General features: G+C 46.7%; 16 protein-coding genes. 10 read left to right on the forward strand and 6 right to left on the reverse strand.

The window, feature by feature from the left end:
- The 5 genes from nth to uxuA all read right to left on the reverse strand — a co-directional run bounded on the left by nth (nt 1) and on the right by uxuA (nt 6,774).
- Complete coding sequence (nth, locus tag IE104_RS01965; protein ID WP_189415576.1) at nt 1-672, reverse strand: endonuclease III; 672 nt, start codon at nt 670-672, stop codon at nt 1-3.
- Nucleotides 669-1,868, reverse strand: coding sequence for a succinyldiaminopimelate transaminase (dapC, locus tag IE104_RS01970; RefSeq protein WP_189415578.1), 1,200 nt, complete (start codon nt 1,866-1,868; stop codon nt 669-671). The genes nth and dapC overlap by 4 nt, the downstream gene beginning before the upstream one ends.
- Before the next feature lie 40 nt (nt 1,869-1,908).
- Nucleotides 1,909-4,596, reverse strand: coding sequence for a [protein-PII] uridylyltransferase (locus tag IE104_RS01975; protein ID WP_189415580.1), 2,688 nt, complete (start codon nt 4,594-4,596; stop codon nt 1,909-1,911).
- Between the two features lie 68 nt (nt 4,597-4,664).
- Nucleotides 4,665-5,435 (reverse strand): type I methionyl aminopeptidase, encoded by a 771-nt coding sequence (map, locus tag IE104_RS01980; RefSeq protein WP_189415582.1) that lies wholly within the window; start codon nt 5,433-5,435, stop codon nt 4,665-4,667.
- A gap of 154 nt (nt 5,436-5,589) precedes the next feature.
- The gene (gene uxuA / locus IE104_RS01985; RefSeq protein WP_189415584.1) at nt 5,590-6,774 is read right to left on the reverse strand and encodes a mannonate dehydratase; all 1,185 of its coding nucleotides are present in this window, start codon (nt 6,772-6,774) and stop codon (nt 5,590-5,592) included.
- A 307-nt stretch (nt 6,775-7,081) separates the two neighbouring features.
- Here uxuA and rpsB point away from each other — a divergent pair, with 307 nt between their 5' ends.
- The 4 genes from rpsB (at nt 7,082) to IE104_RS02005 (ending at nt 11,213) form a co-directional block, all read left to right on the forward strand.
- A complete protein-coding gene (gene rpsB / locus IE104_RS01990) occupies nt 7,082-7,819 on the forward strand; it encodes a 30S ribosomal protein S2 (RefSeq protein WP_189415586.1) in 738 nt (245 codons plus the stop codon).
- Between the two features lie 121 nt (nt 7,820-7,940).
- A complete protein-coding gene (gene tsf, locus IE104_RS01995; RefSeq protein WP_189415587.1) occupies nt 7,941-8,810 on the forward strand; it encodes a translation elongation factor Ts in 870 nt (289 codons plus the stop codon).
- Between the two features lie 140 nt (nt 8,811-8,950).
- Complete coding sequence (locus tag IE104_RS02000) at nt 8,951-9,493, forward strand: porin family protein (RefSeq protein WP_189415589.1); 543 nt, start codon at nt 8,951-8,953, stop codon at nt 9,491-9,493.
- Between the two features lie 169 nt (nt 9,494-9,662).
- Nucleotides 9,663-11,213, forward strand: coding sequence for a DUF4034 domain-containing protein (locus IE104_RS02005; RefSeq protein ID WP_189415591.1), 1,551 nt, complete (start codon nt 9,663-9,665; stop codon nt 11,211-11,213).
- Between the two features lie 311 nt (nt 11,214-11,524).
- Here the strand turns inward: IE104_RS02005 and IE104_RS02010 are convergent, their stop codons facing one another.
- Nucleotides 11,525-12,211 (reverse strand): PEP-CTERM sorting domain-containing protein, encoded by a 687-nt coding sequence (locus tag IE104_RS02010; RefSeq protein WP_189415592.1) that lies wholly within the window; start codon nt 12,209-12,211, stop codon nt 11,525-11,527.
- A 221-nt stretch (nt 12,212-12,432) separates the two neighbouring features.
- On the opposite strand from IE104_RS02010, the gene pyrH reads away from it, so the two are divergent.
- From pyrH to rseP, 6 genes are all read left to right on the forward strand, one after another.
- Nucleotides 12,433-13,170 (forward strand): UMP kinase, encoded by a 738-nt coding sequence (gene pyrH, locus IE104_RS02015; protein ID WP_189415594.1) that lies wholly within the window; start codon nt 12,433-12,435, stop codon nt 13,168-13,170.
- Nucleotides 13,167-13,724 carry a ribosome recycling factor gene (gene frr, locus IE104_RS02020; protein ID WP_189415596.1) on the forward strand — a complete coding sequence of 186 codons (558 nt, stop codon included), beginning with the start codon at nt 13,167-13,169 and terminating at the stop codon, nt 13,722-13,724. Before pyrH ends, frr begins: the two co-directional genes overlap by 4 nt.
- A gap of 193 nt (nt 13,725-13,917) precedes the next feature.
- A complete protein-coding gene (gene uppS / locus IE104_RS02025; RefSeq protein ID WP_229837792.1) occupies nt 13,918-14,616 on the forward strand; it encodes a polyprenyl diphosphate synthase in 699 nt (232 codons plus the stop codon).
- Complete coding sequence (locus IE104_RS02030) at nt 14,609-15,454, forward strand: phosphatidate cytidylyltransferase (protein ID WP_189415600.1); 846 nt, start codon at nt 14,609-14,611, stop codon at nt 15,452-15,454. Before uppS ends, IE104_RS02030 begins: the two co-directional genes overlap by 8 nt.
- A gap of 2 nt (nt 15,455-15,456) precedes the next feature.
- Nucleotides 15,457-16,647, forward strand: coding sequence for a 1-deoxy-D-xylulose-5-phosphate reductoisomerase (ispC, locus tag IE104_RS02035; RefSeq protein ID WP_189415602.1), 1,191 nt, complete (start codon nt 15,457-15,459; stop codon nt 16,645-16,647).
- 17 nt (nt 16,648-16,664) lie between these two features.
- Nucleotides 16,665-18,020 (forward strand): RIP metalloprotease RseP, encoded by a 1,356-nt coding sequence (gene rseP, locus IE104_RS02040; protein ID WP_189415604.1) that lies wholly within the window; start codon nt 16,665-16,667, stop codon nt 18,018-18,020.
- The last annotated feature ends 28 nt before the right edge of the window (nt 18,021-18,048 follow it).

Below are 18,048 nucleotides of genomic sequence, written 5' to 3' on the forward strand. Positions count from 1 at the left end.
TTAAGGTTTCAACACGATTTTAGGTTTTTTTCTATTGGGATAAGTTGTTGTACATATCCCGCATACAGTGCCATCGCAACCGCGCGCCGAGCAATGTTCGCGACCATAATAAATAATTTGCAAGTGCAACGCATTCCAGCTTTCTTTTGGAAACAAACGCTTTAAATCTTTTTCAGTTTGCGTCACATTTTTACCGTTTGTTAAACCCCAACGCTGCGCCAATCGATGAATATGCGTGTCTACTGGAAATGCTGGGTGCCCAAACGCCTGGCTCATCACAACGCTTGCTGTTTTATGACCCACTCCCGGCAAGCGCTCCAACGCATCCCAGTCGTCTGGAACTTTTCCATCATGTTCATTCACCAATATTTGCGATAGCACGGAAATCGCTTTTGATTTCTGCGGAGATAATCCGCAAGGGCGAATAATTTCCTGAATTTTTTCTACAGGCACCTTCGCCATGTCGTAAGGATTATCGGCGAGTTTAAATAGCGCCGGAGTCACCGTATTTACGCGAGCGTCTGTGCATTGTGCAGAAAGCAACACTGCAATGAGCAGGGTGTATGCATCTTTATGCTCAAGCGGAATTGGCGGATTGGGATAAAGCTCTTGAAGTTTTTCCCGAATGTAATCCGCACGCCCTTGCTTGGATAACTTTTGCAATTCTGTCATAGCGATTGTACAAATGCCTTAATGCGTTTTGCTGCTTCAATGCATTCGGCCAAGGGTGCGACTAATGCAAGGCGAACATAATCCTCGCCTGGGTTAATATCCTTGGCTTCACGGGCTAAATAACTTCCCGGCAAAACGGTTACTTTTTGCGATTCAAATAATTTTTGCGCAAACAATTCGCCTTTGATGGGCGTTTTCGGCCACAAATAAAAACTCGCATCAGGCTTTTTTACATCCAAAACATCGCTGAGGATATTTAATACCGCATCAAATTTTTGGCGATAGGCTTCGCGATTTTCTATTACGTGAGTTTCGTCTTGCCATGCGGCAACACTGGCTAATTGCGTTGGGACCGGCATAGCGCAACCGTGATAGGTGCGGTATAGCAAAAAATTTTCAAGGATTTTTGCATCGCCACCCACAAAGCCTGAGCGCAAACCAGGCAGGTTGGAGCGTTTGGATAAACTATGAAAAACCACACAGCGTGCAAAATCATCGCGGCCCAATTCAGCGCAGGCTTGCAATAAACCAGCGGGCGGATTTTTCTCATCAAAATAAAGCTCTGAATAGCACTCATCAGATGCAATAACAAAATCGTATTTATCAGCGAGCGCAATCAACTCTTTTAATTGTGCAGAACTCATCACTGCGCCCGTGGGGTTGCCGGGTGAGCAAATAAATAATAACTGTGTGCGCTCCCAAATCGCAGCGGGCACGGCGGCAAAATCAGGAATGAAATTGTTTTCTGGTGTGCAGTTTAAAAAATGAGGCTCTGCACCGGATAAAATCGCCGCGCCTTCGTAAATTTGATAGAAAGGGTTGGGGGATACAATAACGGGGTTTGGTTTGGTTCGATCCACAATGGCTTGTGCAAATGCAAAAAGTGCTTCGCGTGTGCCGTTCACAGGTAGAACATGTTTGTCGGCTGTGAAACTTCCGCTATTTAAGTTGAAACGTTTGCATGCCCAACTGGCAATTGCCTCACGCAACTCCGGAATGCCCTTGGTTGTCGGGTAATTGGATAACTTATTAAGGTTGCTAATTAATGTTTGCAACACAAAGGCTGGCGGTTCATGTTTTGGCTCGCCAATAGATAACATAATATCGCTTAATTCTTTTGGCGCTGACACTGCTGCTTTTAATGCGGCAAGCTTTTCAAAAGGGTAGGGGTGCAATAAGTTTAAATCTTGGTTCATGTTGTAATCGTTTCTATAATTGGTTTGCAAGCAGGTGTTATTAGTGCAAATCCACGCGCTTATCTAATTGTTCGCGAATTTCGCGTTGTAAATTTTCAGCAATCTCAGTATCTACTAGTGGTTTGCCCTGACCATCCACAATAAAGAAAATATCTTCCACTCGCTCGCCGAGAGTCGCAATTTTGGCGTTGAGGAGTTGAATTTCAAATTGCATAAATATGCGGCCAATACATGCGAGCAGGCCGGGACGATCCGGTGATATCACTTCAAGCACGCTACATTTGCGCACAGTGTCGTGACTTAAACTGGTGCGCGTCGGCATGGCAAAATATTTCAGGCGACGCGGGGTGCGACGGCTAATGACTTCTGAATAGTTCTCTGCTAACCGCAATTCTTCCTGCAGTGTCTGCTGGATTTTTTTCAAAAGCGTTGGATTACTGCCGAGGGGCTTGCCATCCTGATTGAGTACAAAAAATGTATCTATGGTATAACCGGAATTAGAGCTGTAAATTTTTGCGTCCTGGATGCTGAGGCTCAAATGATCCAGCGCAGAGGCCGCAGCGACAAACACATGCTTTTGGTTTTTGGTGCGAATAAAAATTTGTGTTGCACCTGCAAGCTCGCGGTTAGTTGTTTTTTTAATTAAAATGAGTGGATCATCGTTGGTATGACCTGCGATAGCTTCTGTATGCCACGTAATATCCGCCACGCTTTCACGCAAAAAATAATCTTCACCCATATCGCGCCAGAACTCCCAGATTTGGGCTTCGGTCAATTTGTTGCGGCCAAGTTTGCGAATGGCTGCTTGCTGCGTTTCTTCTATCAATTCCTGTTTGTCGATATTATTTTCCAGGCCGCGGCGCAATGCACGTTTGGTTTCCATATAGAGTTGACGCATCAAGCTGGCGCGCCAGGTGTTCCATAATTCTTTATTGGTGCCATTGATATCGGCAACTGTCAGTGCAAATAAATAATCCAGATGCATTTGGTCGCCAACAATCAACGCAAAGTTGCGAATAACATCCGGGTCGGACAAATCTTGTTTTTGCGAAACAGAAGACATTAATAAATGTTTTTCAACCAACCAGGATACCAAGCGAGTTTCGCGTGCAGAAACGCCATGGCGTTTGCAAAAAGCTTCGGCATCCACAGCGCCAAGCGTTGAGTGGTCTCCACCGCGGCCCTTGCCTATATCGTGATAAAGGCCTGCCATGTACAGCAAATCCAGGCGTGGCAGGCGCGTCATAATATGCGCGGAAATGGGGAACTCTTCTTTAGCGCTGGGCAGCAAAAAGTTACACATGTTCTGCACAACTTTTAATGTGTGCGCATCAACTGTGTAGATGTGAAATAAATCGTGTTGCATTTGGCCGGTAACCTGGCCGAATTCAGGCAGATACAAACCAAGAATGCCGTAACGCAGCATACGCTTGAGTTGTTCTACCAAGCCGCCGGGATATTGCAACAATTTAACAAACAGCTGAGTGTTCTTGGGGTCGTTACGGAAATTGTCATCGATAAGATGACGGCTTTCGCGCACCAAGCGAATTGTCGATGCACGCACGCCAACAATTTTAGGGTTTTGCGCCATAAGCACAAACATTTCAATCAGTGCCGATGGATTTTCTTCGAACACATAAGTGTGTGTGGCTTCAATATAATTGTCGCGCAACTGGAAACGTTCGTTGACCGCAGTAACGCTTTTGCATTTTCCTTTTTGCAAAATAGCTTCCGATAAAAATTGCAAAAGCACATCGTTAAGTTCGCGCAGTGCGAGCACGGTGCGGTAATACTTATGCATAAATTGCTCAACGGCGAGAGAGCCTTGCTCATCCTCAAAGCCAAATAATTTGGCAAGCTCCCGTTGGTAATCAAACATTAAACGCTCTTCCGGGCGTTTGGCTACCATGTGCAAACCGTAGCGCACGCGCCACAAATATTCTTCGCCGGTGTAAAGCAGGGAGAATTCTTCTTCGGTAAAAAAACCTTTACCTTCCAGCTGTTTTAAGGTGCGAACTTGAAAGTAACGTTTGGCGACCCAGCTGATGGTTTGAATATCGCGCAGCCCGCCGGGGGCATTTTTAATATTGGGTTCGAGATTGTATTCGGTGTCGTTATATTTTTTGTGGCGGGCGATTTGTTCATCCCATTTTGCACGAAAAAAAGTATCTGCTGGCCAAATATTATTGGGTGAAGATTGTTGCAACAACTCGTGACGTAGTGATTGGTCGCCCACTAGCGTGCGCGATTCCATGATGTTGGTAGCAACGGTTATATCGTTGCGGGCAATTTCAATGCATTGCTTCACAGTGCGCACGCTGCTGCCAATTTCGAGTTTGATATCCCACAGGAAGGTAAAGAATTGCCCGATATTTTCTTCGCAGTCGGCGAGCACTTCCGGGCGGTGCAAAATTAATAAATCTATATCAGATGCAGGATGCAATTCACCACGGCCGTAACCACCAACAGCTTCGAGGCTAATGCTTTCTGGCCACTCAAATTTGTGCCACGCGTAATGCAAAATACAATCGATAAATAAAGCGCGCTCATAAACCAATGTGCGAATATCTTCGCCTTCCACAAAACGGCGATTGAATTGCATGTTAGCGGCGTTGATTGCATCTTTAAAAACGGTGATGTGCGGTTGCTCCGCCAAAGCGCGTCTAAACCGGCTTTGGTCGAAGAAAAATAAGGGCCGCTCAAAATAGGGCACCGCAGTCATCAACATAGTTTGCTATCCGAATGTATTCCGAAAAGACGGCACATCAGTGATGCTGATGTGCGTGAGGGAATTGATTAAAGCTTTTCGTCTTTGCGCGCTGTTAAAACTTCTACACCTGTGGCGGTTACTACCATGGTATGTTCCCACTGGGCAGAGAGGCGACCGTCTTTGGTTTCTACCGTCCAGCCATCGCTTTTTAATTTGGTTTGCGGTTTGCCGGCATTAATCATTGGCTCAATCGTAAACGCCATACCTTCTTTTAACGCCATGCCGGTGCCGGGGCGACCGTAGTGCAAAATTTGTGGTTCTTCGTGAAAAATTTTGCCGATGCCATGACCGCAATATTCACGTACAACAGAATAATAATTTCCCTCGGCATGTTGCTGAATTACGTGGCCGATATCCCCCAGAGTGCAACCAGGTTTCACCAGGGCAATTGCTTTGTACATGGCTTCTTGTGTGACTTGCACCAAGCGCTCAGCGTGAGGAGCGGGAGTGCCCACAAAATACATGGCACTGGTGTCGCCGTGGAAACCTTCGTAAATTACTGTCACGTCGATGTTAATGATATCGCCGTTTTTGAGCACTTTTTTGTCGGATGGAATGCCGTGACAAACAACCTGATTGACCGATGTGCAAATGGATTTTGGAAAGCCGCGGTAACCCAGGCAGGCGGGGATGGCTTTTTGAACATTCACAATGTGGTCGTGACAAAGCTTGTCCAGCTCGGCGGTGGTAACACCGGGCTGTACGTGAGCACCGATCATTTCCAATACCTCGGCAGCCATTCGGCCAGCGACGCGCATTTTTTCGATATCGGCAGGAGTTTTAATAGTAACGGACATGAATCTTGATGGTCTCGGGTAATAATAACGATGGGGCATTCTAAACGATTTGCGCACCGTTTGACTAAGGCCAAAATCAATACTTGCCATAGTTTTAGCCATAAAAAAGCCCCTTGTGAAAAAGGGGCTTTTTTATGGCGGATTTAATCCTATTTTAGCGAGCGCGAATTACCGAAAGCGCGTGAATAACGCCACGCAACTCAGCCAAGCCTTTCATTCTTCCTGCAAATGAATAACCGGGGTTGATGCCAGTTTTACCAATTTCATCGCCCATCAGATGGCCGTGATCAGGGCGCATGGCGATTTTTGGCAAGTTGCTACCCGCTTTGTCGCGGCGGGCTTCTTCATCCAACAGGGCGTCGATCAAACCAACCATATCGTTGTCGCCGTCCAAATGGTCTGACTCATAGAAAGAACCATCATCCTCACGCTTGATGTTGCGCAAATGAACGAAGTAAATGCGCTCGCCAAACTCGCGTGCCATGCCGACCAAATCATTATCGCAGCGCGCGCCGTATGAGCCTGCGCAAAGGGTTAGGCCGTTGGCGGGGCTTGGTGCAGCGTTGAGTAAGGCGCGAGCGTCGTCAGCGGTAGATACAACGCGGGGCAAACCGAACAGAGAGAATGGCGGGTCGTCGGGGTGAATCGCCATACGCACGCCAACTTCTTCGGCGACAGGGATGATTTCACGCAGGAAGGCAAATAGATTGGCGCGCATGCCTTCATTACCCATTTTAATAAACAAGTCGATAGCAGCACGAATGCCTTCACGGTCGTAAGAGCCTTCACCGCCGGGCAAACCGGCAATGATGTTCTTTTCCAGCAAGGATTTTTCTTCCTCGCTCATCGCATCCAGGCGGGCTTTCGCCTTGGCAAGCACCTCTGGTTGATAGTCTTTTTCGGCCCCGGGGCGTTGCAGCATATAAACGTCATAAGCGGCGAAATCACTCATTTCAAAACGCAGTGCTTGTGCTTTGTTGGGCAAGGTATAGCTGAGGTTGGTGCGCGTCCAGTCAACTACGGGCATAAAGTTGTAGCAGACATCGTAAACGCCAGCGGCAGCCACATTGCGAATGGATTGCTTGTAGTTTTCGATTAACTGTTGGTAATCACCCGTGCGGGTTTTGATGTCGTTATGGAGTGGGATACTTTCGATCACAGCCCATTCAAGTCCATGGTCTTCAATGAGTTTTTTGCGCTCCAGTATATCAGCCATGGGCCACACCGCACCTGTCGGGATGTGGTGCAGGGAAGTCACAATGCCAGTCGCGCCGGCTTGAGCGATATGTTGCAGGGATACAGAATCTTTAGGGCCAAACCAGCGCCAGGTTTCTTTCATAACGGAAGGCTCGCGAGTTGATATAGTAATACTTGTCTATAAGCTTAACTAGTATACAAGTTGTTTTGGGGTTTGATCCAGTATTTCTTTGGGCATTAAAATGGTTAAAAGGTTTTACTGCTGTGGCTTTTGTGGTATAAAGCGCGCCTCTTTTTTGGCATATCGCCTTTAAGAGATTAACTTTAACGTCACACACATATCGACACGCGACATCTGGGTGCTCTTAGTTACGCGCAATTGCGCAAGCGAAAGGGTTGATTAGCGGGGTATGTGGAGGCCTAACCCAATACATTTAGGAAATACCAAAATGCCACAAGTAAGCATGCGCGACATGTTGTCCGCCGGTGTCCACTTCGGTCACCAAACCCGTTACTGGAACCCAAAGATGGGCAAGTACATCTTCGGTGCGCGCAACAAGATTCATATCATCAACCTTGAGCACACTGTGCCTGCGTTCAACGAAGCTTTGGCTTTAGTTCAACAAATGGCGTCTCAAAAGAAAAAAATTCTGTTTGTTGGTACCAAGCGCGCTGCGCAAAAAACCGTTAAAGAACAAGCTGAACGCGCTGGCCAACCATTCGTTAGCCACCGTTGGTTAGGCGGTATGTTGACCAACTACAAAACCATCCGTGCTTCTATCCGTCGTTTGCAAGAACTGACTACCCAAAGCCAGGATGGTACTTTCGCTAAATTGACCAAAAAAGAAGCTTTAATGCGCTCACGCGACATGGAAAAGCTTGAGCGTTCAATTGGTGGTATCAAAAACATCAATGGTCTGCCAGATGCATTGTTCATCATTGACGTTGACCACGAGCGTATTGCAATTCAAGAAGCTAACAAGCTTGGCATTCCTGTTATCGGTGTAGTGGATACCAACAGCAACCCGGAAGGCGTTGACTATGTTATCCCAGGTAACGACGACGCCATCCGCGCAATCAAGTTATACGCTGCTGCAGTAGCTGATGCTTGTTTGGAAGGTTCCAAGTCTGTATCTGCTGTACCAAACAAAGACGAATACGTAGCGGCTGAAGGTAGCGCTGAATAATTCAGCCACCTTTCGCTTTAGGCCATATGGCTAGCTAAACGTAAGAAGGGGGCATTGCCCCCTTTTTGTATCGCAGCCCTTTAGCTTTTATTAAAAGTTTAACTTTAAAGAGGAAATAATCATGGCAGCTGTTACTCCTGCACTCGTAAAAGAACTGCGCGACCGTACTGGTTTGGGCATGATGGAATGTAAAAAAGCACTTGGCGAAGCTGATGGCGACGTGGAGTTGGCGATTGAAAACCTGCGTAAAGTATCTGGTTTGAAGGCTGCTAAAAAAGAAGGCCGTACTGCTGCTGATGGCGTTGTTGCCGTTAAAGTTGCTGCTGACAACAGTTACGCTGTTGCAGTGGAGGTTAACTCAGAAACTGACTTCGTTGCACGCGATGCAGGCTTCCTTGCTTTCGTAAACTCTGTGGTAGAAAAAGCTTTCGCTACTAAAGAAACCGACGTAGCTAAATTGACTGCTGGTGAGTTGGAAACAGCTCGTGAAGCATTGGTTCAAAAAATCGGTGAGAAAATCAGTGTTCGTCGCGTTAGCCTTGTTGAAGGTGGTGTGGTGAGCGGCTACTTGCACTTGAACAGCCGTATCGCGGTATTGGTTCAATTGGAAGGCGGTAACGACGAAATTGGTAAAGACATCGCTATGCACGTAGCTGCTGTTAACCCAGTAGTTGTTAGCTCTGATCAAATGTCTCCAGAAGTTGTTGAGAAAGAAAAAGAAATCATTCGTGCTCAACCAGATATGGCTGGCAAACCAGCTGAAATCGTTGAGAAGATGATTGTTGGCCGTATCAACAAGTTCCTGAAAGAAAGCAGCTTGGTTGACCAACCTTTCGTTAAGAACCCGGAGTTGACTGTTGCTCAGCACGCAAAAACTGCAGGCGCAACTGTTAAGAGCTTTGTGCGTTTGGAAGTAGGTGAAGGCATCGAGAAAGAAGTTGTAGATTTCGCTGCTGAAGTTGCTGCCCAAGTTGCCGCTACCAAGGGCTAAATCTTTCTTCGAAAGACACTCAAAACCCGCACAGGGTAACTTGTGCGGGTTTTTTTTATGGCATTAAAAATTGATTGGCTTGTGTTCTATGTGCGGCGGGCTAAGCTGGTTTTGTCAAAAAAAATATTTATGGAGCTGTTATGAAAAAATTTGGAATTGCTTGTGCGTTTATTTGCTTGTCTGCCTCTGCGTTGGCAGATGGTTTTTATGTTGCGGCGGATCTTGGGCAAGTTAAGTGGGATTTTGATGTGGCGACGACTGATAAGACTTCCTTGGCCGTCGCAGGAGGTTATAAGTTCTCGCTACCGTTTAAGGACACTATGGCGGTCGAGCTAGGTTATCGCCAATTAGGTGTTCATAACGACAAGGATGCTTTGTATGCATATCGCAGCGAATTTAATGCGCTGCAATTGTCGGTGATTGCGAGCCACTCTTTTTCACCGCAGCTAAGCGCATATGGCCGCTTGGGTGTTGCGCAATTGGATATTGATTGGCGAGCTACTCGTATAGGAGCGCCTAATATTATTAATAAAGAATCCGTTACTAAGGACCGTGTATTTTACGGTGTTGGGGCGCGTTACACGTTTAGCGAGAAATTATCTGCGCGTCTGGAGTATTCATATTTGAATTGGGAAGATGTGCGTTTTACGGGTCCGAGTTTGGGGCTTGAGTACAGTTTTTAAAGCTGGTCAGCCCCTGAGATAAAAAAGCCGCTCAAGTTAATTTGCGCGGCTTTATTTATTTCTTGCTGTGGGTAAATGAATAATTCACCGGCTTGTTTTCTTTTGTTGGCTGGTTAAGCTAGGCTTAGTGAATATTAAATAGCGTATATACAAAGGAAGCGTAGAGTTAATGCAAAATAATAATAGTTGGCAAGTTATCGCAGAGGGAGTTATTGAAAGTCATGGAGCAAAAGAATCCATAGTCATAGCAGTATCAAAAACCTTTCGCATTGATGGATCTAAAGCACAGCAGTTGTTGGATGGAAAAGTGCGCACTATCAAGAAAAATATTCCGCGTTCGCAGGCAGAAAAATACCGTTCAATACTTATTGAATTAGGAGTCAAAGCAAGTATTCGGCAAATGCCGGATGTTGTTGCCCCTGTTTCTCCTATATCTTCGCCTGCTTCCGCTCCTTCAACGAATTCTCTTGCAGGTTTGACATTAGAGCCTATGGTGGAGTCTCTGCAAGTCGATGATCCCGCTATCGCTCCAGTCGTTACTCCAATTGCTATTCAGGGTTTTATAACCTGCCCCAAATGTCACACTAAGCAAAAGCCAGCTGATGAGTGTAAAGAATGCGGCGTTATTATTGCGCGCTACCGGCAGAAGGTGAATGAAGCACAAGATGCGCTACAAGACGTGCCTGATGATCATGAGCCGCCACACGGACTTTCTTTTTTAAATAGCTTACCAAAAATATATCTAGCTATTGCTGCAGTTATTGTTTTTATCGGTTGGAAATTTTTTTTGGATTCCGGAGATTATTTGCCTGTTGGAAATAATAGCCATGCCGTTGCACAAAGAGGTGCATTGACAGAATCTTTTAGTAAGCCTCATACGGATTTGCAGCATTTGCGGAGTCTGGTGGAGAGTGAGCGTTACGCTGAGGCTGAAAAAATCGTCCAGGAATTACAAGATAAAGTTCTTATCGATATTCTTTGGGAGGAAACCTATCAGGATACTTTGGATGGCATATCCGCTGAAAATAAATTTTCACTCGCATCTTTAAATGATTGGATTTCACAATCTGGTTCTGCTATTGCTTATTTGGCTCGCGGTGCTTACTTCGTTACCGAAGGAATTAATGCTCGCGGAAAACGTTTTGCTAAAGACACCACGCAAGAGCAATTTGCCAAGGAGGAAGAGCTTCATGAGTTGGGCATTAAAGATTTGCATAAAGCTCTGGTGTTGGACCCGCAATTATTTCCTGCATACACTTTTTTATTAATGACGGCGAGTTCTGCCACAGACACGTCTAAGGATTGGATGGATAAAGCTGCCAGAATTGCACCTGGGGGGTATTATTTTCGCTACCAATATCTACGAAGCTTGATGCCGAAATGGGGAGGTTCTTACGCCGAGATGAATGAATTTGCTGATTCGCTTGAATCCTTAGGTGATAAAAATCCGCGCTTATGGTTATTAAAAGGTTTTGCGTTGGCAGAAGAGGCGCACACAGCAATGCATGCTGATAAGTTTAATAAAGCTATAAGTTTGTATAGCGAGGCGTTGCAGTTTGGTATCGCAAGGGATTGGTTGACTAAGCGCGCTTATGCATTGGAAATGGAAGGTGAAGATAAAAAAGCCTTGGCCGATATTAACCTCGTGTTGGAAATTTATAGAACGTCCAACAACGCGGAGCAACTGCGAATGAAAGCGCATCTTGAGCAGAAGTTGTAATGGCTTACTCAATTTTTAGGCATAATAAAGCTTCTGAAATTATCAGGCTGGGGTTGGTCATAGGAATTGTGTAGATAAAGAATGTTGCGCTCTTTCAGTTTTGCGAACGGTACATCTTCGCGTTGGTGTGCTGTAACTAAAGCCTAATTTCTGTTAAAAAGAAATACGAAACCCGTGTTGGGTATGTGCTGGGAAGGCTTGCGTTTTGCTGTCCCAAGTCTTGAGCTTTGAATAAAGCTTTCGGTTGGATTTTAATGTAAAAAAACCGCAGTGGCTTATTTAAGCACTGCGGTTTTTTTATCGTTAGCGGTTTAGTTTAATCTTAATGGGCGGCGATAGCACACAAAAAAGAAGCCTAATAATGCCAGCAGCCATGATGAAGGTTCCGGCACTTTCACTCCTTGCCCAATGTCAATTTGTTTTCCGGTGGTTTCGTATGCCCAGTCAACAACTGTTAGGGTCGCACCCCGACCGTCAAAGTTTTGAAAATTGTCTACCTTGAGTTGAATCCAACCATAAAGGTATCCGAAGGAGGCGTTGGATTCGAAGCTATTAAGCATTATTCCCGCGTACGCGGTTCCGTTCTTAAACATACCCCAATCAAATCCGTTTAAAGAGTCGAAATACCAAAGTATTTCTGTGCCTGAGCCAAAGCTACCGTCCATTACGCCACCATTGGTGTAGCTTTGAGCGATACCGAGTTGGGACTTGTAGGCTAGGGTTACTTCGCTGCCAGGCCAAGCAGTGCTGGCGCCGAATGTTCGTTCAGGACCAGAGTTTCCTAAATCGAACTGAATGTTGTCCCAAGTACCGGAGGCATCATTTGCCAGATCTATTGAATAATTTGAGATCGATAGCTCTGTGGGGGCGGTAAAAGAAATATTTTTTATTCCTGAGTAGATGATACTTGCGAACGATGAGGAAGATAAAAAGCTCAAAAGAAGAATGCTGATTTTTAACATGGGGTTCTGCGTAAGTCTGTATTTATAGAATTCCATTTTATGATCCTGATAGGTTTTCGAGTGTCTGCCAACACTTGTTGGCGGCCAATTGTTCATCATTCAAGGTGATTTAACAACTGTTTTACTGTAGCTCTTGGAGTATTAAAAAATGGGCGTATCAGCGCAAACCGGTGTTTTTCTGGTAAACTGCGCCGATTTTTTTGCACTCTGGCTAAATTGCCGGAAGAACCCGCTAACTCATTGTTTGGAGAGCATTTATGTCTAGCCCAAGGGATAAAAAGTACAAGCGCATCTTGTTGAAGTTGAGTGGTGAAGAGTTGATGGGTACAGAGGGATTCGGTATCGACCCTAAAGTGCTCGACAAAATGGCGCTGGAAATTGGTCAGTTGGTGGGGATAGGCGTACAAGTAGGTTTGGTGATCGGCGGCGGCAACCTGTTCCGCGGCTCGCAATTAAGTGCGGCTGGCTTGGATCGCGTCACTGGCGACCATATGGGCATGCTGGCAACCGTAATGAATGCTTTGGCAATGCGCGATGCTCTTGAGCGCTCCAACATCTCCTCTCGTGTAATGTCTGCAATTCCTATGAGCGGTATCGTTGAACACTATGATCGCCGTCGCGCGGTACGCTTCCTCGGTATGGGTGAAGTAGTAATTTTCGCTGCGGGTACAGGTAACCCATTCTTCACTACCGATTCTGCCGCTTGCTTGCGTGGAATTGAGGTTGATGCAGACATCGTATTAAAAGCAACCAAGGTGGACGGTGTTTACACCGCCGACCCCAAAAAAGATCCAACGGCGACCAAATATGATCGTTTGTCTTACGACGAAGTGTTGGATAAGAAATTAGGTGTAATGGATTTAACGGCCATTTGTTTGTGCCGTGAGCACGACATGCCTGTGCGTGTCTTCCGTATGAATAAAACCGGCGCTTTGTTGAATATTGTTGTAGGCAGCAACGAAGGCACTTTGATCGAAGAGGAAAAAAGCGAATGATTAATGATATTAAAAAAGACGCCGAAGCGCGTATGAAAAAAGCGATTGAAGCTTTGGGCAACCACTTCAATAAAATTCGTACTGGCCGCGCTCATCCAAGTATTTTGGATGGCATTATGGTGAATTATTACGGCGCAGAAACTCCTTTGAGCCAGCTCGCCAACATCAACGTAGAAGATGCACGCACGCTTTCAGTAAGCCCATGGGAGCGCAACCTGGTGCCTGAAATTGAAAAGGCGATTATGAAATCCAACTTGGGTTTAAACCCATCAACCAACAATGGTTTGATTCGTTTGCCATTGCCCATGCTGACCGAAGAAACGCGTAAAAACTTTATCAAGCAAGCGCGCGCTGAAGCAGAAAACGGTCGCGTTTCTGTACGCAATGTGCGCCGCGATGTATTGGGCGATGTAAAAGCTTTGGTAAAAGATAAATCCATTAGCGAAGATGATGAGCGTCGTGCACAAGACGAAATCCAAAAAATCACCGATAAATATATCGCTGAAGTGGATAAGGCCTTGGCCGCAAAAGAAGTTGATTTGATGTCCGTGTAAGGATGTTGAATTTTAAAACTGGCTCGCTATTCGTGGCGAGCCAGTTTGTTTTTTTTAGAATTCTCAAAAATTATTAGAATTACGAAATCACTAGAAGCCAAGAGTACAGCCGCACAGTAAGGATATTTTGTTGCGGCTCGCCAAGCGGGAGAAAAGCGTGTCTGACAATCAACTTCGCCATGTCGCAATCATTATGGATGGCAACAACCGTTGGGCCAAGCAGCGCGGATTAGCGGGTGTTGCAGGGCACAAAGTGGGTGTTGAGCGTATTCGTGATGCCATGACGGCATGCGAAGAAATTGGTGTAGAAGTTCTGACCGTTTTTGCGTTTAGCAGCGAAAACTGGAAGCGTCCTCCGCTGGAAGTTGAAGCGCTTATGTCGCTGTTTCAGCTGTATCTTAAAAATGAAGCTAAAGCTTTGAAGAAAAAAGGTGTGCGTTTGCGCGTGATTGGCAACCGCACTCGTTTTAGCAAAGGTATTCAAAACGCAATTGAAGCTGCAGAAGAATTAACCAAAGATGGCAAGATGACTTTGGTGATTGCTGCCGATTACGGTGGCCGCTGGGATATTGCGGAAGCTGCAAAAAAAGTTGCGCAAGAAGTGAAAGAGGGGCGCATTAATGCTGCAGATGTCGATGAAGACTTGCTCGACAAATATACGTCTATGGCCGATTTGCCACCTCTGGATTTATTAATTCGCACCGGCGGCGAAGTGCGCATCAGCAATTTTTTACTCTGGCAAAGTGCTTACGCTGAATTCTTTTTCAGCGATAAACTTTGGCCGGATTTTGATAGCGATGAACTCAAACGAGCCGCTACCGCATTTTACGAACGTCAACGCCGCTTTGGTATGACCGGCGATCAAATCGAAGCGGGAGCAACCCATGCTTAAGCAACGCGTTATTACGGCGATTATTTTAACCGCAGTATTTTTAGCTGCGCTCTTTGGCTTGTCGCTCACGTATTTCACCTTGTTTATCGGCGCAGTAGTGTTAATTGGCGCATGGGAATGGGCTAACTTATCCAGCTGCGCCGCGCTTTGGCAGCGTAGTGCCTACGTTATTTTTATCGCCCTCATTTTAATGCTGACTTGTTGGTTAATTGGTTTCTGTACTGCAGAGCAACAAGGCTTCAATCTGCCGGTGGTTAAAACCTTATTAATTATTGCCGTGGGTTGGTGGGCGCTGGCGCTTTTGTTGGTTCAAGGTTATCCCTCCAGCGCGATTTTATGGGGGCATCCTGGGTTGCGTTTGTTGATGGGGGTGCTGGTATTGGTGCCTACCTGGCTCGCATTGGTATACGTTCGCTTTCAGCCGCAAGGCGCATGGTTGGTTGTGATGATTGCCGGTATAGTCGCGGCGGCCGATACGGGTGGATATTTCACTGGCCGTAAATTTGGTAAGCGCAAATTGGCTCCCTCCGTTAGTCCGGGCAAAACGCTGGAAGGTTTTGCGGGTGGATTTGTATCTAATATTTTATTGGCGGCTTTGGTTGCCTATCTCAGCAACAGCAACTTCTGGTTGCTTCTCGCGGTTGTGCTGCCCACGAGTTTGTTTTCGGTGTTGGGTGATTTGCTCGAGAGCATGGTCAAACGCCATGCGGGCGTGAAAGACAGCGGTGTTATCTTGCCTGGCCATGGCGGTATTTTGGATCGCGTGGATAGCATCACGGCGGCGGCTCCCGTATTTGCCCTGGCCTTGTTGGCCAGCGGTTGGGTATTGGGTCGCTAGTCATGATCCAAAACGTCACTATTCTCGGCGCTACCGGCTCCATTGGTGTCAGCACACTTGATGTGTTGGCTCGTCATCCTGAACGCTATTCTGTTTTCGCGCTGACTGCAGATCGTAAATGGCAAATCCTCGCCACTCAATGCTTACAACATAATCCCCGTTACGCGGTGTTAAACGATGAAGCTGCAGCGCTCGCGCTCGCAGAAGAATTGCGTCGCCAAGGTTGTAAAACTGAAGTTCTGCAAGGCGAAGATGCGCTAGCGCAAGTGGCCAGTCATGCAGATACTCATGTGGTTATGGCTGCGATTGTCGGTGCTGCCGGGCTATTGCCGACATTGGCTGCGGTGAAAGCGGGCAAAAAAGTTCTCTTGGCCAACAAGGAAGCTTTGGTGATGGCAGGCGGGTTGTTTACTCGTGCCGTTGCCGATCACGGTGCAACCTTGTTGCCCATCGACAGCGAACACAATGCGATTTTCCAATGTCTGCCGAATCACCGTGCAGATTTTTTGGCAAATGGACTGCAGTCCAGCGGTGTTCGAAAAATCTTGTTAACGGCATCGGGTGGTCCTTTCCGCAACACGCCGATTGCTGATTTGAAAAATGTAACGCCCGAGCAAGCCTGCGCCCATCCCAACTGGAGTATGGGGCAAAAAATATCGGTGGATTCCGCCACCATGCTCAACAAGGGTTTAGAGCTCATTGAAGCCTGCTGGCTGTTTAACACGAGGCCGGAGCAAGTACAGGTGGTTATTCATCCACAAAGTGTTATCCATTCGATGGTTGAATATGTGGATGGCTCGGTGTTGGCGCAACTGGGTAATCCCGATATGCGCACTCCTATTGCCCACGCCTTGGCTTGGCCGGAGCGAATTCCGTCGGGTGTTGCGAGCCTGGATATTATCGCCACTGCTCGCCTGGACTTCTCAGCACCGGATTATGAACGTTTTCCCTGCTTGCGTTTAGCGCAGCAGGCCGCAGCGCGTGCAGCCACCGCGCCCACCATTTTGAACGCGGCCAATGAAGTAGCTGTTGCCGCGTTTTTGCAGCGCAAAATTAGGTTCGATCAGATTGCTCAAGTCATCGCCACAGTGTTGGACAAGCAAGAGGTGATTGAACCTGATTCACTTGCGCTGGTCATAGCCAGCGACCAGAAGGCGCGTCAGTTAGCGCAATCTGTTATCGCGTCCTTTTAGTCAGAGTTAAAGTCTTTATGGATCTGTTAAATACAATAGCGTCCTTTTTAGTGGCCATTATCGTGCTTGTTACTGTGCATGAGTTTGGTCATTTCTATGTGGCGAGATTGTGCGGCGTGCGTGTTTTGCGTTTCTCGTTGGGATTCGGAAAGGTGCTTTGGCGCAAGTACGATAAGCAGGGTACCGAATTTTCGCTGTCCGCTTTACCTTTGGGCGGCTATGTCAAAATGTTGGATGAGCGCGAAGGTGAGGTTCCGCCGGAGCTATTGTCGCAGGCGTTCAATCGCAAAAGCGTAGGCCAGCGCATGGCCATAGTTGTGGCAGGCCCGGTAGCCAATTTTATATTGGCGATTCTATTGTTCTGGGGGCTGCTGCTGGGCGGGGAGCGTGGTCTGGTTCCCATTATTGGTGCTGTTGAACCCAAATCGATTGCGGCTAAAGCGGGGCTTGAAGTCGGCCAGGAAATTCTCTCGGTGGATGGTGAAGAAACCCCTACTGAGCAATCAGTTGCGCGTCATTTGATTAGCCGTTTGGGCGAGTCGGGCGAGATGCAATTTAATGTTCGCTATCCTGATTCAAACCTGACTTACGAAATTGTTATACCTCTGGATAACTGGATGCAGGATGCTAAAGATCCTGAACCCTTTGCCGGATTAGGTATAGATTTAGGTCCTGTGAAGCCTATCGTGGGCGATGTTCTTCCCAATACTCCTGCTGACCGCGCTGGTTTTAAGGCGGAGGATAAGATTGTGCGGGTTAATGATCTGCCGGTAAAAGATTGGCGAGACTTCCAAAATCTAGTGCGTCCCCGCATTAATCAGCCAGTTACTGTAGATATCGAACGTAAGTCTGCCAATGGCGCGACAGATAAGTTAACTTTATCCGTAACTCCGGAATCTTTTACCGAAAAGGGAGTCTCTTATGGGCGGGTTGGCATGGCACCCAAACCTTTATCAGAGGAATTCGTGCGTCACTATGAATACTCTGTCGGAGGAGCCTTGGTGGCCGGTGTCAAACGCACTTGGGATACCTCTGGATTTGTGCTTTTGTCCGTTAAAAAGCTCATCCTGGGAGAAATTTCTACAAAAAACTTGAGTGGGCCGATAAGCATTGCTAAGGTGGCCGGCTCTTCAGCGCAGATAGGTTTGAAAAGCTTTATTGGCTTTCTTGCCCTGCTCAGTGTTTTTCTAGGGGTGTTTAACCTTTTGCCTATTCCTGTACTGGATGGTGGGCATCTGTTATATCTCTCGGTAGAGCTTATTAAGGGTAAGCCGGTATCAGAAAAGGTACAGGTTCTGGCTTATCAATTTGGGCTTGTGGTAGTCATAGGCCTGAGTATGTTGGCCATGTATAACGATATTATGCGGTTGTAGCGGTTCTTAAGATTAGACTTAGATCTCT

Source organism: Cellvibrio zantedeschiae (genome assembly GCF_014652535.1).
GTDB classification, from domain to species: domain Bacteria; phylum Pseudomonadota; class Gammaproteobacteria; order Pseudomonadales; family Cellvibrionaceae; genus Cellvibrio; species Cellvibrio zantedeschiae.